This is a genomic window from Micromonospora sp. C95 (assembly GCF_018070465.1).
In the GTDB taxonomy this organism is placed as follows: domain Bacteria; phylum Actinomycetota; class Actinomycetes; order Mycobacteriales; family Micromonosporaceae; genus Micromonospora.
In genome coordinates this window covers 72,500-86,563 of record NZ_JAGPXT010000010.1, presented here as the reverse complement: position 1 = coordinate 86,563, position 14,064 = coordinate 72,500, and the positions used below count along the sequence as shown (strand labels likewise).

At 72.8% G+C, this 14,064-nt stretch carries 14 protein-coding genes and 1 pseudogene; 10 read left to right on the top strand and 5 right to left on the bottom strand.

Going from position 1 to position 14,064, the window contains the following annotated elements; translation table 11 throughout:
• Positions 1–154: 154 nt before the first annotated feature.
• Entirely contained in the window at positions 155–1,459 is a 1,305-nt protein-coding gene (gene aroA, locus KBX00_RS14550) for a 3-phosphoshikimate 1-carboxyvinyltransferase (RefSeq protein WP_210827118.1), read from the bottom strand.
• 102 nt (positions 1,460–1,561) lie between these two features.
• Here aroA and KBX00_RS14545 point away from each other — a divergent pair, with 102 nt between their 5' ends.
• The 5 genes from KBX00_RS14545 to rsrA all read left to right on the top strand — a co-directional run bounded on the left by KBX00_RS14545 (position 1,562) and on the right by rsrA (position 4,868).
• On the top strand, positions 1,562–2,272 hold the full coding sequence (locus KBX00_RS14545) for an SOS response-associated peptidase (protein WP_210827115.1): 711 nt from the start codon (positions 1,562–1,564) through the stop codon (positions 2,270–2,272).
• Positions 2,273–2,469: 197 nt separating this feature from the next.
• Entirely contained in the window at positions 2,470–2,862 is a 393-nt protein-coding gene (locus KBX00_RS14540) for a WhiB family transcriptional regulator (protein ID WP_204001477.1), read from the top strand.
• Between the two features lie 41 nt (positions 2,863–2,903).
• Positions 2,904–3,515, top strand: a complete 612-nt coding sequence (locus tag KBX00_RS14535; protein ID WP_210827113.1) for an alpha/beta family hydrolase — start codon at positions 2,904–2,906, stop codon at positions 3,513–3,515.
• 248 nt (positions 3,516–3,763) lie between these two features.
• Complete coding sequence (locus KBX00_RS14530) at positions 3,764–4,579, top strand: sigma-70 family RNA polymerase sigma factor (RefSeq protein ID WP_210827111.1); 816 nt, start codon at positions 3,764–3,766, stop codon at positions 4,577–4,579.
• A 1-nt stretch (position 4,580) separates the two neighbouring features.
• Entirely contained in the window at positions 4,581–4,868 is a 288-nt protein-coding gene (gene rsrA / locus KBX00_RS14525; RefSeq protein ID WP_164447727.1) for a mycothiol system anti-sigma-R factor, read from the top strand.
• Positions 4,869–4,949: 81 nt separating this feature from the next.
• Here the strand turns inward: rsrA and KBX00_RS29825 are convergent, their stop codons facing one another.
• The gene (locus KBX00_RS29825; protein ID WP_370461611.1) at positions 4,950–5,024 is read right to left on the bottom strand and encodes a 50S ribosomal protein bL37; all 75 of its coding nucleotides are present in this window, start codon (positions 5,022–5,024) and stop codon (positions 4,950–4,952) included.
• A 200-nt stretch (positions 5,025–5,224) separates the two neighbouring features.
• Here KBX00_RS29825 and KBX00_RS14520 point away from each other — a divergent pair, with 200 nt between their 5' ends.
• Together KBX00_RS14520 and KBX00_RS14515 are read left to right on the top strand one after the other, a co-directional pair.
• Positions 5,225–5,440 carry a biotin/lipoyl-binding carrier protein gene (locus KBX00_RS14520; protein WP_093405215.1) on the top strand — a complete coding sequence of 72 codons (216 nt, stop codon included), beginning with the start codon at positions 5,225–5,227 and terminating at the stop codon, positions 5,438–5,440.
• Positions 5,437–5,940, top strand: coding sequence for a GNAT family N-acetyltransferase (locus tag KBX00_RS14515; RefSeq protein WP_210827109.1), 504 nt, complete (start codon positions 5,437–5,439; stop codon positions 5,938–5,940). The genes KBX00_RS14520 and KBX00_RS14515 overlap by 4 nt, the downstream gene beginning before the upstream one ends.
• A gap of 51 nt (positions 5,941–5,991) precedes the next feature.
• Here KBX00_RS14515 and KBX00_RS14510 read toward each other — a convergent pair whose 3' ends face one another.
• On the bottom strand, positions 5,992–6,591 hold the full coding sequence (locus KBX00_RS14510) for a TetR/AcrR family transcriptional regulator (protein ID WP_210827107.1): 600 nt from the start codon (positions 6,589–6,591) through the stop codon (positions 5,992–5,994).
• Between the two features lie 114 nt (positions 6,592–6,705).
• Here KBX00_RS14510 and KBX00_RS14505 point away from each other — a divergent pair, with 114 nt between their 5' ends.
• A complete protein-coding gene (locus KBX00_RS14505; protein ID WP_210827105.1) occupies positions 6,706–8,292 on the top strand; it encodes an MDR family MFS transporter in 1,587 nt (528 codons plus the stop codon).
• A gap of 76 nt (positions 8,293–8,368) precedes the next feature.
• On the opposite strand, the gene KBX00_RS14500 is transcribed toward KBX00_RS14505, so the two are convergent.
• Complete coding sequence (locus tag KBX00_RS14500) at positions 8,369–10,054, bottom strand: tetratricopeptide repeat protein (RefSeq protein ID WP_307868643.1); 1,686 nt, start codon at positions 10,052–10,054, stop codon at positions 8,369–8,371.
• A 194-nt stretch (positions 10,055–10,248) separates the two neighbouring features.
• Here KBX00_RS14500 and KBX00_RS14495 point away from each other — a divergent pair.
• A pseudogene (locus tag KBX00_RS14495) lies at positions 10,249–10,899 on the top strand (SIS domain-containing protein).
• Between the two features lie 25 nt (positions 10,900–10,924).
• Positions 10,925–12,475, top strand: a complete 1,551-nt coding sequence (locus tag KBX00_RS14490) for a PAS domain-containing sensor histidine kinase (RefSeq protein ID WP_210827101.1) — start codon at positions 10,925–10,927, stop codon at positions 12,473–12,475.
• A gap of 57 nt (positions 12,476–12,532) precedes the next feature.
• On the opposite strand, the gene KBX00_RS14485 is transcribed toward KBX00_RS14490, so the two are convergent.
• Positions 12,533–14,032, bottom strand: coding sequence for a glycosyltransferase family 39 protein (locus tag KBX00_RS14485; RefSeq protein WP_301547962.1), 1,500 nt, complete (start codon positions 14,030–14,032; stop codon positions 12,533–12,535).
• Between the last annotated feature and the right edge of the window lie 32 nt (positions 14,033–14,064).

The following is a 14,064-nucleotide window of genomic DNA, read 5'->3' as shown; positions in this document are numbered from 1 at the left end:
GCCCGCGGTCCACCGCGATGACGAAACCGTCCTTGGCGTCGGCGTGCGTTGGCCGGGTCCGGGTACGCGGGCGGGAGGACCTGCCGGGCCGGACCCGGACGTCGTCCTCGTCGTACTCCCGCCGCCTGGTCGCCAGGGCCGCCCCTTCTTCCGCTCAGCTCTTGCCGGTCACCAGTGCCGACCATAGTGCCGGGAACTCGGGCATGGTCTTCGAGGTGCACGAAACGTCGTCCAGCTCGACGCCCGGCACGACCAGACCGGTCACCGCCGCCGCGTGCGCCATCCGGTGATCGTGGTAGGTGCGGAACACCCCGCCGCGCAGCGGGCGGGGTCGGATCTCCAGCCCGTCGGCCGACTCGGTGATGTCGGCGCCGAGCGCGGTGAACTCCCGCGCCAGGGCGGCCAGCCGGTCCGTCTCGTGGCCTCGGATGTGGCTGACCCCGGTGAAGACCGACGGCGAGTCGGCGAGCATGGCCAGCGCGGTGAACGCCGGGGTCAGCTCGCTGACGTCGGACAGATTCGCGCGCAACCCCTTCACCGGGCCGGTGCCGCGCACCGCGAGCCCCTCGGTGGTGAGGGTGACCGTGGCCCCCATCTGCTGCAACAGTGAGCGCAGCCGCTCGACCGGTTGGGCGCTGCCGCGCGCCGGCCAGCCGCGCAGCGTCACCTCGCCGCCGGTGACCATGGCGGCGGCGAAGAACGGCACCGCGCCGGAGAGGTCCGGCTCGATCACCCAGCTACGCCCGGTCAACGGCCCGGGCTCCACCGCCCAGACGTCGGGGGTGCTGTCGTCGACCGCGGCACCGGCGGCGCGCAGCATCTGCACGGTCATCCGCAGATGTGGTGCGGAGGGCACCGGCGGGCCGACGTGCCGGACCACCAGCCCACGGTCGAAGCGTGGGGCGGCGAGCAGCAGCCCGGAGACCAGCTGGCTGGAGGCCGAGGCGTCGATCACGACCTCGCCGCCGGTCACCCGGCCGGCGCCCAGCACCACGAGCGGCAGGCTGCCCGAGGCGGGGGTGTCGACGCGTACGCCGAGCGAGCGCAGCGCCTCGATCAGCGGGCCGAGCGGGCGGGTGCGGGCGTGCGGGTCACCGTCGAGGGTGACCTGCCCGTCGGCCAGGCCCGCCACCGGTGGCACGAAGCGCATGATCGTGCCAGCGAGCCCCACGTCGACGTGGGCCGGGCCGCGCAGCCGGTGCGGTCGGACCAGCCAGCGGTCGTCGTCGGCGATCGAGACGTGGGCGCCCATCGCCCGCAGCGCGGCGGCCATCAGCTCGGTGTCCCGGGCCCGCAGCGGCCGGGACAGGGTCGAGGGCCCGGCGGCCAGCGCGCTGAGCACCAGGGCCCGGTTGGTCATCGACTTGGAGCCGGGCAGGCGCAGCGCCGCCGACACCGGGTCACTTGCCGTCGGTGCGGTCCACGGCTGCAGCGGCCGGGTCGCGGTCACATTCCCCACGGTTACATTCTGCCGTGCCGGCGCCCCGGTGGCGCTACGGTCACCGCCCCTCCCGGGGAACGGGACAGCCGCCCGGCGGAGCGCCGCGCTAGCGTGAGCGGCATGTGCGGTAGGTACGCCACGACTCGCAGCGCCGGTGACCTGAGTGGCCTGTTCGAGGCGGTCGACGAGACCGCGGACGGGCTGGTCGCCGATCACAACGTCGCGCCGACCGATCCGGTGCCACTGGTCCGGATCGGTGCCGCGGGGCACCGGGCGCTCTCGCGGGGCCGCTGGGGTCTGGTGCCACCGTGGTCCCGATCGCCCGCCGGTGCGGCCCGCATGATCAACGCGCGTGCCGAGACCGTCGCCACCAGCCGGGCGTACGCGCCGTCCTTCGCCCGCCGCCGGTGTCTCGTGCCCGCCGACGGCTGGTACGAGTGGGTGCGGCTGACCGACGGCGCGAAGCAGCCGTACTACATGACCCCGCGCGACGGCGCGGTGCTCGCCTTCGCCGGCATCTGGTCGGTCTGGGACGGTCCGGACACGTCGCTGCTGACCTTCAGCGTGCTGACCACCGCGGCCCTCGGCGAACTGGCCGAGGTGCACGACCGGATGCCGCTGCTGCTGCCGCCCGATCGCTGGGCGACCTGGCTGGACGGCGGTGCCGATCCCGCCGAACTGCTCGTACCGCCGCCGATGGACTGGCTGGCCCGGTTGGAGGTGCGTCCGGTGGGGCGGGCCGTGGGCGATGTGCGCAACGACGGCCCCGGGCTCACCGCCCGGGTGCCGCTGACCCGTCCGGGCGAGCCCGTGGAGTCGACGCTCTTCTGATCGCGCGCCGCCACATTGTCGGGAGTGATTTGCTGCGGTTGCGGGTGATAGGTGACTCGGACGTTCTGCCAACTTCCCGGCGAAGTCTTGTCTCCGTGTGTGCAAATGCGATACAACACAGCGCCGGTGGTGGGTGTCGTTCGCGTCGGGTGAACGATGTCCATCGATGTTGCTGGTCCCACGGGGGAGGTGGGTGGATGACACGGGCGCGTATGCCCCGTCCGCACGAGGTAGCCGCCGCGCGACGTGATCCGCGACTGTTGCGGGCATTGCGTGAGCGGCGACAGGACGAAGCCTGGCGTACCAGAGGCACCTGTCAGAGCGTCGACCCGGAGACGTTCTTTCCGGCGCCGAACGAGCCGGCCGACGCGGCGGTGGCCCTGTGCCGCAGCTGCGACGTGCAGGGCTCCTGTCTGGCGTGGGCGCTTGAGGTGGGCGACTGCCACGGCGTCTGGGGTGGCACCACGCCACGGGAGCGGCGGGCGATGCTCGTCGCCTGGCGTAGCGAGGTGCAACCCGATCCCGAGGCCGCCGGTGAGCCCGGCCCGCCGGTGCGCGACCGGCTGCTCACCCTGGTGCCGCTGAGCTGACCGACGGGCGTGGTCCCGGTCGAAACGGGTTCAATGGGACGGTGCCGCATGACGTCCTCGACACTCCGCGCGGACCCGCTCGGGTCGACACCGATCAGCCGTCCGGTCCGCCCCGTGCCCTGTTGGTGCTGGGGCACGGGGCCGGCGGCGGCGTCGACGCCCCGGATCTGATCGCCCTGCGCGACGCCGCGGTGACCGCCGGGCTGGCGGTGGTGCGGGTGACCCAGCCGTACCGGGTCGCCGGCCGACGCGCACCGGCCCCGGCCGGGCACCTCGACGAGGCGTGGTCAGCCGTGCTGACGGTGCTGCGGCAGCGGCAGCCGGGCGTACCGCTGGTGGTGGGTGGCCGCTCCAGCGGTGCGCGGGTGGCCTGTCGGACGGCGTCGGCGACCGGCGCCGCCGGGGTGGTGGCACTCGCTTTTCCGCTGCACCCGCCGGGTCGACCGGAGCGGAGCCGGGCCGGTGAGCTGGTGACCGGTTTGCCGACCCTGGTGGTGAACGGGGACAGGGATCCGTTCGGTGTGCCGGAGCCGGGGCCGGGGGTGCGGGTGGTGCTCCGGCCGGGAGAGCGGCACGACCTGCGGGTCGACCCGGCCGGTACGGCCGCTCTTACGGTGGACTGGCTGCGTGAGCACGGCTGGGCCGGGGCCTGAGGGCACCGGTCTGCCGCCGGGCCACCACGTTCCCGCTGCCGTGTCCGCCGGCCGCGCCGCGTCGTTGCACCCGGTGGTGTCCCAGTGCCCGGTCCGGGCGGCGACACCGGGCTCCCAGGCCCTTCCTGGTCCCAGCCGCGGTCGCACCGCCGGGGCGGGGACCAGGAACGCCCGGCCCCGAGCCGGAATGTGTCGGCCCGCGGCGCGCGTTGAACACCTCGGACAACCACTGTGCGAGGGGGTGACCGGTGCCGACCGAGATCCGGAACCGGGAACACGACGAGCGGGAGGCACGGCAGCTCAGGCAGCTGCTGGCCGGCCCGAACTGGCCGGCGGCGGTGCCGCCGGTCGAGGTTCCGACGGGCACACCCGTCGGAACCGAATCTTCCGGAAGGCCGGTGCGCGTATCCTCGGCGGGGAAGCATCCGACCCGAGGGGATGTGCGGTTGACCACGGAAAAGACGGACGAGCGCAGGGCCCGCTTCGAGCGGGACGCGATGCCATTCGTCGATCAGCTCTACGCTGCCGGGCTGCGGATGACCCGTAACCCGGCGGATGCCGAGGACCTGGTCCAGGAGACCTACCTGAAGGCGTACGCCGCCTTCCACCAGTTCGAGCAGGGCACGAACCTGAAGGCCTGGCTCTACCGGATCCTGACCAACACCTACATCAACTCGTACCGCAAGCGGCAGCGCCAGCCGGTGCAGGCGCCCACCGACGAGATCACCGACTGGCAGCTGGCCGAGGCGGAGTCGCACACCTCCAGCGGGCTGCGGTCCGCCGAGACCGAGGCGCTCGACCGGCTGCCGGACAGCGATGTCAAGGGGGCCCTCCAGCAGTTGCCGGAGGAGTTCCGGCTGGCGGTCTACCTGACCGATGTCGAGGGCTTCTCCTACAAGGAGGTCGCCGACATCATGGGTACGCCGATCGGCACGGTGATGTCGCGGTTGCACCGCGGACGCCGTAATCTGCGCAAGCTGCTTGAGGGGTACGCCGCGGAGCGGGGTTTCTCCGCGGCCCAACCGGCCCGGAGTTCGACCGCCGCCACCGGCCGGGAGGTGTGACGTGAGCTGTGGAGACCCGCACGAGACGGACTGCCGTGAGGTGCTCGCCGAGGTCTACCTCTACCTCGACCTGGAATGCGCGCAGGAGCGGCGGACGTTGATCCGGCACCACCTCGACGAGTGCGGCCACTGCCTGCGCGAGTACGGCATCGAGCAGGAGGTCAAGGCGCTGGTGGCGCGCTGCTGCGGCAACGAGTCCGCGCCGGACGAGCTGCGCGAACGGCTGCGCGTGCGGATCAGTGAACTCGTCGTCTTCGAGACCAGCGAGTCGCGCGAACTGGCCGACTGACACCCACCGGTGCCCGGGTCGAATCCGACCCGGGCACCGGTGCGTCCGGCGTCCGATCGCGGCGGGCAGCCGCCCGCCGGCTCAGGAGTTGGGGCGCTTGCCGTGGTTCGCGGCGCTCTTCTTGCGGGCCTTCTTCTTGCGGGCCTTCTTCGCCATGCTGACCTCCTCGTGATGGCCGGATCGGGCTGCGGCCGACCCTTGTCACCGGAGCCTGTCGCCCTGGCCGACGTCGGGTCTGACCCGTTGATGCTAGTGCCGGCGGTACGAGTGGACCGCTGCCGGGGCTGCTCCGCGCCCATTGGCCGCCCGCTCATGATTGGATACGTCGCAGGAGCCGCGAGGAAGGGGCCGCAGAGATGGCCGAGGAGATCCGCGCCGAGATGGTGGCGAACGTCTGGAAGGTCGTCGCGTCGGCCGGGGACACCGTGTCCGAGGGGGACACCCTGGTGATCCTGGAGTCGATGAAGATGGAGATTCCGGTGATCGCCGAGTCCGACGGCGTGGTGCAGCAGCTTGCGGTGAACGAGGGCGACGTGGTGCAGGACGGTGACCTGATCGCGGTGATCGGTTGAGCGGCCCGCTGATCCGTCCGGCCGAGCCGGCCGACTTCGCCGGGGTTGCCCGACTCACCGTCGCGGCGTACGAGGCCGACGGCCAGCTCAAGGGCGAGACCGGCTACGCCGACGTGCTGGCCGACGTCTCCGCCCGGGCGGAGCACGGTGAGGTGCTGGTGGCCGTCGACCCGGCAGATGGTCAGCTGCTCGGCTCGGTCACCTTCGTGCTGCCCTCCACCCGGTACGCCGAGATGTGCGGGCCGGGGGAGGCGGAGTTCCGGATGCTGGCGGTGGACCCGACCGCGCAGGGGCGGGGAGCCGGCGCGGCGCTCGTCGAGGCATGCGTCGTACGCGCCATCGAGCTGGGCTGCACCGCGCTGACCATCTGCGTACGCGAGGGCCACGCCGAGCCGGCCCATCACCTCTACCGCCGGCGCGGCTTCGTCCGCCAGCCCGACCGGGACTGGACCCCCTTCCCCGGCGTGAACCTCCTAGCCCTCCGCCTCCCCCTCCCCTGAACCCCTCAACCCGTGTTGATCATGAGGCTAGCGGCAGGTTCATAGATCAACTTAGCCGCTAACCTCATGATCAACATGGGGTGGGTGGGGTGCGGCGATGGCGGTTAGGAGTTCGTTGGCGACCTCCAGGGCGACTCGCTTGCGTTCGGTGTCGGTGATGTTCGGTGTGCGTACGGCGAACCAGCTGCTGTGCACGGCGAACAGGGCCAGCACGGCACGGAGCTGGGCGCCGGGCGAGTCGTCGCCGTGGCAGAGGGCGGTGGACAACCGGAACATCCGATCGCGCAGTTCCCGGCCGGCGGAGAGGCTCTTCAGCGCCGTCTGGTTCTGCTCGAAGAACCGCATCACCGAGGGCTGCTCGCCGTTGAACGTGGCGTCGGCGTACCGCTCGATGACCGCCCTACGGGTGGCCGGCGTGGCCGGCTGGCTGTCGGCCCAGGCGATCAGCGCGTCCATCCGCTCCAGCCGGTCCTCCACCACGCTGGTGACGATCTCGTCCTTGCTCTTGAAGTGGTAGTAGAGCGCGGCCTTGGTCACCCCGAGCCGCTCGGCCACCTCGCGCAGGGACGTCGCCTCGTAGCCCTGCTCGGTGAAGAGCTCCAGCGCCACGGCCTTGATCCGCTCTCGGGTGCCGCCTGTGCTCTGACTCACCCCTACCTGCCAATCCGGTTGACCGTCGTCACCTGTCCAACTTACCGTGCGGCTAGTAAGGTAACTAGCCGGGCGGCAAGTAAGTGTGCCGCATCTCGGGGGGAGAGCTTACCGATGGCCCAGCAGAACCAGACCGCCGTGCGACCCAATGTCCGGGTCGTGCTCTTCGGTCTGATGATCGCCATGATGCTGGCGATGCTCGACAACATGATCGTCAGCACCGCGTTGCCGCGCATCGTGGGCGAGTTCGGCGGGCTCAACCACTTCACCTGGGTGGTGACCGCGTACGTGCTGGGGACCACCGTGTCCACCCCGATCTGGGGCAAGCTCGGCGACCTCTACGGCCGTAAGGCGGTCTTCCTCACCGCCGTGGTGATCTTCCTGGTCGGCTCCGCGCTGTGCGGCATGGCCGGGTCGGGCTTCCTCGGCGGGGCCGACGACGGCATGGTCCAGTTGATCGCCTTCCGGGCGGTGCAGGGTCTGGGCGCCGGTGGTCTGATGGTCGGCGTCATGGCGATCATCGGCGACCTGGTGCCGCCCCGCGAGCGCGGCCGCTACCAGGGCATGATCGCCGGGATCATGGCGATCGCGATGGTCGCCGGCCCGCTGGTCGGCGGCTTCATCACCGATCACCTCTCCTGGCGCTGGGCCTTCTACGTCAACCTGCCCCTGGGCGGGGTGGCGCTGGTGCTGCTGATCGCCACCATGCACCTGCCCAAGTACCGCACCGAGCACCGCATCGACTGGGTCGGTGCCGCTCTGCTGTCGGTCGGCATCACCGGGATCGTGCTGATCACCACCTGGGGCGGCAACGAGTACGCCTGGGTCAGCCCGCAGATCCTCGGCCTCGCCGTACTGGCCGTCGCGGCGCTCGTGGTGTTCGGGTTCGTCGAGCGGCGGGTTCCGGAACCGATCCTGCCGCTGCGGCTCTTCGCCAACCGGAACTTCGCCCTCATCTCGGTGATCGGCTTCCTGCTCGGCTTCGCGATGTTCGGCGCGATGAACTTCCTGCCCCTCTACCAGCAGACCGTGCAGGGTGCCTCGGCCACCAACTCCGGCCTGCTGCTGCTGCCGTTGATGTTCGGCATGCTGCTGGTCTCGCTGGTCGTCGGCCGGGCGATCACCCGTACCGGGCGGTACCGGATCTTCCCGATCGTCGGTGGCGTGGTGATGACTGCCGGGCTCGCCCTGTTGAGCCTGCTGGAGGTGGACACCAGCAGATTCCAGTCGTCGCTCTACATGCTCGTGCTCGGTGCCGGCATGGGCTTCCTCATGCAGACCTCCATGCTGATCGCGCAGAACAGCGTCGCCCAGAAGGACCTCGGCGCGGCCAGCGGCGCGGCCACCTTCTTCCGCTCCATCGGCGGGTCGTTCGGCATCTCCCTGTTCGGCGCCATCTTCGCCAACCGGCTGGCCGGCTCGGCCGCCGGTGGCGCGTTCAGCGGTGGCGGCGAGGCCGGCGCGGCGATGAACATCGAGCAGCTGCGGGAACTGCCGGCGCAGGCCCGCGAGCTGGTGCTCGGTGGGCTCGCCGACGCGATCTCGCACGTGTTCCTCTGGGCGGTGCTCTTCGCCGTCGTGGTCCCGGTGCTGGCCTGGTTCATCCGGGAGATTCCGCTGCGCACGAGCAACGAGCCGGAACCGGACGCCAGCCGGGAGGAACAGGCCGAGACCGAGCTGGCCCGGGCGCCGGCTGTCTGACGGCGACCAGGGACCGCCAGGGCGCGTCCGGCGGGCGGGTGCTGGCGAGGACGGGTGTCCCGGCGCTGGCGACTCGTCACGCCGAACGACGCAGCAGACGGCGCAGCAGGGTGCGCAGGGCCCACCTGGCGCCCCGGCGATCGCGGACGGTCACCCCGGCCAGCGTCCGCGCGGTGGCGATGGTCTCGGGATCGAGATCCGGCGTGGCAAGCGCCAGGTGGGCCAGCGAGGCCGCGTTGGGCACCGGATGGTGCCGGGTCGCCGTGGCCACCGCCGTCAGCCGCTCGGTGACCAGTGCGGCCACGTCGGTACGGACCGACGGATCGACCCAGGCCGCGGTAACCAGGGCGAACAGGGCCGCCTCGGCGGCCTCCGGCACCTCGCGCGCCAGCTCGACGAGCACCCGTCGCCGGGTGGAATCGGGCCACGGCTCATCGGTGCGGTGGTGCAGCAGCCCGAGACAGGTCCAGACCTGCACGCAGCGCAACCACAGCGCCGGGTCCTGGCCGGCGAGCACCCGCCCCAGCGCGGTCTGCGGGGTCTCGGGCGGATGGGCCAGCAGACCGAGCAGGTCGGACAGGTCGAGCGTGGCGAGGCCGACCGCCGCGTCGTAGGCCGCCGGTGGGTGCGGCCAGGCGGGGTGGGCGAGCTGGCGCAGGCGGCGGGCGGCCTCCGCGGACGGCGGCGACGTGGGACGCGCCGCGACCGTCGGCTCCGACCCGTCGGCGGGCCCGGTGCCGGGGTGCCCGAGCGTCGCGGCGGTCCCGGTGGTCGGCGGTGCCGGCGTCACCTGACCCAGCCAGGGACGTCCGCGGCAGCATTCAGCCAGGTCGCCGTGTTCGTGTGAGTCGTCCGGGTGGTCGCGGATGAAGTCCGCCAGCGCCACCAGATGTTGCACCGCACCATCGCGCTGGAATCGCAGCCGGTGCGCCGTGTGCACCGCGCAGTCGAAGGACGGGTTGCGGGCCAGGGCGCGCTCGATCCACCTGAGCGCCTCCGCCAGCCGGCCGTGGTCGGCCAGGGTGCCGGCGATGTCGGCGTACACCGCCAGGTCGTCCGGGTCGTGTTCGACGGCGCGGCGCAACGCGGCGAGCGCCTCCCGGGTCCGTCCGGCGCTGCGCAGCGCGTACCCGAGCCACACCTCGCCCATCTTCGACGGCGTCGCCTGTACGCCCCGGCTGGCCCAGCGGACCGCGAGCGGAACCTCCGCCACCCGCCGGGCCAGCGCGGACGCCGTGCCCAGCAGCAGCGCGTGCTCCGGGTGGATGGTGATCGCGTTGCGGGCGAGCGTCAGGTACGGCGACAGGGCGGTCCGGTTCGGTGGCGGAACCGGATCGGGCACGGCCGCACAGACCTGCATCAGCACCCGGGCGGCCTGCTCGGGGCCGAGACGCTCGGCCAACTCGGGCGAGGTCACCCAGGGCACGCCCGCCCAGTCCGCCCCCGGCGCGTGAGCGGTGGCCGCGACCAGCAGATCAAGGCCCTCGGCCGGTCGACCGGCCGCGGCGAGCAGGTGTGCCCGGGCGACCACGGCACCGACGAACGTGTGGTGCTGCAACGGGAACAGGTCGATCCCGCCGTCGCCGCTGGCGGCGGCCAACCGGGCGAGGGTCTCGTGCACCTCGGGCAGCGTCGGTGCTCGGGCCAGCGCCGCCGCGACGTGGTCGGCGGCGTGGGTCAGCTCGCCGGATTCCAGGGCCCGCCGGGCCAGGATCAGTTCCTCCGTCGCCGGCAGCGCCCGGTCGTCCGTTCCCTCGGCCACGTGGTCCTCTCGCTCGTCGGTCCCGGCTGCGCGGTGAGGTCGGGTCAGCGTAGGTGACGAACCCCAGTCTTGGTGATCCATTGCGCACTCCTGCTCATTTGATTGCTCAGACTGAGCCAAAGGTGCAAGACGGAGCAGGAATCGCGCGGATATCGCGCAGGGGAGGAGTTTCCGTGACGCGCCCAGGCAGCGGCATGGCCGCCGACATCGACGAGCAGCCGGCCGGTTACGAGCGATTGCTCTCCACCGAGCACGCCAACCCCATCGCCCGGGTGGCCGCGGCCATCGCCGAGCGCCGACCCCGGCACATGGTGTTCACCGCACGGGGCACCTCGGACCACGCCGCGCTGTACGGCGCCTATCTCAGCGCGATCCGCCTCGGCCTACCGGCCGGCCTGGCCTCGCCGAGCGCGGTCACCCTCTTCGGCGCCGGCCGGACCTCTCCGACGCCCTGGTCGTCGGGGTCAGTCAGAGCGGCGGATCCCCCGACCTGACGGAGGTGCTCCGGGCCGCCCGCGACTCCGGTGCCCTCACCCTGGCCGTCACCAACGCACCGGACTCCCAGTTGGCGACGACCGCGGAACTCTCCATCGACATCGCGGCCGGGCGGACGGTCCATGGGCGAGGTGCTGCCCCGGCTCGGCGAGCGCCGCGCCGACGTGGTGGTGGTCGGCTCCGCCGCGATCGAGGGAGCGACCCGCCTCGCGGTGCCCGAGGTAGACGAGCGGTACGCCCCGCTGCTGGACATCCTGCCGTTGCAACGGCTGGCGCTGGCGCTCGCGCTGACCCGGGGCGAGGACCCGGACGCGCCGCGCGGGTTGCAGAAGGTCACCGCGACGATGTGACGGTCGACGTGGCACGCTGGTCGGCGTGTCAACGCTGCGCGATCTCGCCGAGGAGCACACCCGCCTGCGCCGGGTCGACATCGACCACCTGCACCGCATCGCCGGTGACTGGCAGTTGCTGTCCGACCTCTCCTTCGCCGACCTGCTGCTCTGGGTGCCGGTGGACGGTGAGGGCAGCTTCCTCTGCGTGGCCCAGGTGCGCCCGACCACCGCGCCCACCGCGTACCAGGACGACCAGGTGGGACGGATCGTCGGTGGTCCGGAGGTGGCGCACCTGGAGGTCGCCTACGGGCAGGGGCGCATCTGGCGGGAGGGCGACCCGGTCTGGTACGGCGACGTGCCCGCCCGGCACGAGGCGATCCCGGTCCGGCTGCGCACGGCCGACGGGGAGTCCGGCGAGGTGATCGCCGTGGTGGGGCGGGACACCAACCTGTCCACCGCGCGTACGCCCAGCCAGTTGGAGCTGAACTACCTCACCACCGCCGACGACCTGGCGCAGATGATCGCGGACGGCACCTTCCCGCCGCCCCGGCACCCGGGCGAGACCACCTCGGCGCCGCGGGTCGGTGACGGGCTGGTGCGGCTGGACGCGGGCGGCAAGGTCACCTACGCCAGTCCCAACGCGCAGTCGGCGTACCGGCGCCTGGGGCACGCCTCACTCCTGGTCGGTGAGGATCTCGCGGTGCTGCACCGGCGGTTGGCCGGCGATCCCCTGGAGGGCACCGACGCCGCCAACGGCATCCTCGCCGCGCTGCGCGGCGAGGCGCCGCCGCGGCGGGAGATCGACGCGCGCGGGGCGACCATGCTCACCCGGGCCCTGCCGCTGATGCCCGCCGGGGTGCCGATCGGCGCGTTGGTGCTGGTCCGTGACATCACCGAGGTACGCCGGCGCGACCGGGCGCTGATCACCAAGGACGCCACCATCCGGGAGATCCACCACCGGGTGAAGAACAACCTGCAGACGGTGGCGGCGCTGTTGCGCCTCCAGGCCCGTCGGGTGGCCATGCCGGAGGCGCGGGTGGCCCTTGAGGAGTCGGTACGCCGGGTGGCGTCGATCGCGCTGGTGCACGAGACGCTCGCCATGTCCAGCGACGAGGCGGTGGAGTTCGACGGGATCGTCGATCGGGTGGCCAACGCGGCGACCGAGGTGGCGGCGACCGAGGTGACCGTCGCGATGCGTCGTGCCGGCACGTTCGGCGTGCTGCCGGCCGAGATCGCCACCTCGTTGGTGATGGTGCTCAACGAGCTGCTGCTCAACGCCGTCGAACACGGCTTTCCGCCGGCCGATGACGACGCGCCGGTGCCCCCTGGCCTGCCGAAGCCCGAGGTGGTGGTCACGGCGCACCGGCTCCGCCGGATGCTGAACGTCACCGTCACGGACAACGGTCGTGGTCTGCCGGCGGGCTTCGACGACGAGGGTGGTGCCAAACTCGGGCTGCAGATCGTCCGGGCGCTGGTCACCGGGGAACTGCGCGGCACCATCGAGCTGCGCCCCGGCGCCGACGGTGGCACCGAGGCGTTCCTGGCCCTTCCGCTGGCGGCGCGCAGCGCCCCCGAGGGCCGCAGCGGCGGTTGACCGACGCCTTCCGCCCGACCGCGACCGCCGCTTTCGGGGGAGGTGGACCCGGAGGGGTCAGCCGCGCCGGGTCAGCAGGGCGAGCGTGATGCCGGGGCGTGGCCACACCCGGGCCACCGCGAAGTGGTCGCGGAGCGCGTCCCCCTTGGTGCCGGGCACGGCGGCGAGGGGGTCGGATCGTCGTCCGGCCAGCACCAGCCAGACTCGGTCGACCTCGGCCAGGCACTCCGCCGGCCGGTCGCACTCGGCGGCCCACAGGTCACCCCGACGCTCCTGACCCTCGACCAGCAGCGCGTCCTGCGGGGTCCGACCGCCGAGGTGATAGCGCAGGCCGAGGTCGAGAAAGAGCCAGCTGTCGCGGGGCGAGTAGACCACCGCGTCACCGGGCTGCCGATCGCTTCCGACGATCTCGGCCACCGTCCGGTAGTCCACAGTCGCGCTGCGTGGCCACTCGTGGGTGCGGCGCAGCGCGGCCTGGTCGGGCAGGCCGAGCAGGCCGGTCAGGGCCACCACCGCGAGCGCGGCGGGCAGCCGGGCGCTGGCGAGCGCCGCGCCGGCCAGCAGGCAGCCGAAGGGCACCACGAAGACCAGATAGCGGGGCACCCAGAGGGGGACGACCAGCCCGGCGAGAAAGAGCAGCAGCACCGGCGCCAGGACACAGCTCACCGGCAGCAGCCCCCGGCGGCCCGCCCGGGCCGCGCCGAGCGCGGCGAGTCCGAGCAGCACGCCGCCGACCACACTGCTCTGCGCCACCCCGCCGGCCAGCGCGGCCAGGTCGCCGGGTCGGGCGGCGTCCACCCAGTCGAGCTGCCGGGCCCGCTGGCCCCGGGCGATCACGGCCAGCGGCACCACCGCCGTGGCCACCGGCACCAGAGCGGCCAACCAGTACCCGGCCGACCGGCCCGACGTCGGCGAGATCCGTGTCCCGCCGCGACCCTGGCGGGTGACGCCGGCGCCGGTCGCGGGGTCGGTCCGGACGGTCTGCGTCACGGTCAGCACGGCGGCCGCGTGCGCGGCGAGCAGGGTGAGGGCCACCAGGTGGGTCAGCCCGAGGGCGGTGGTCGCCGCCGCGTAACCGATCCAGCGCCGCCGGCTGGGCCGGCGCAGCGCGTCGACCAGCAGCAGCGTGCTCAGCACGGCGAGCGTACCGGCCAGGGCGTACGGCCGCGCCTCCTGCCCGTACCGTGAGGTGCCGGGAAGCACCGCGAACAGCAGGCCGGCGAGGGTGCCGACGCGGGTGTCCCACAGCCGGTGTCCGAGTACCGCGGTCAGACCGGCGGTCGCGGCCATGGCCAGGGCGGAGGGCAGGCGCAGTGCGGCCACCGAGTCGCCGGCCACCGCCAACCAGGCGTGCATCAGCAGGTAGTAGGGGCCGGTGGCGGCGTCGATGGTGCCGGCCAGGCGGAACAGACCGCTCAGTCCCCGGGTTGCCGCGCTCCAGGTCGCCAGCTCGTCGCGCCACGGCTGGGCGGCGTCCAGGCCGGCGAGCGTCGCCAGCAGGGTGACCGTCGCCGGCACCAGCCAGACCGGCACCGAGCGCAGCCGCCCGCCGCTCAGCCGGACGCCGATCCCGGCCACCGGGATCGACC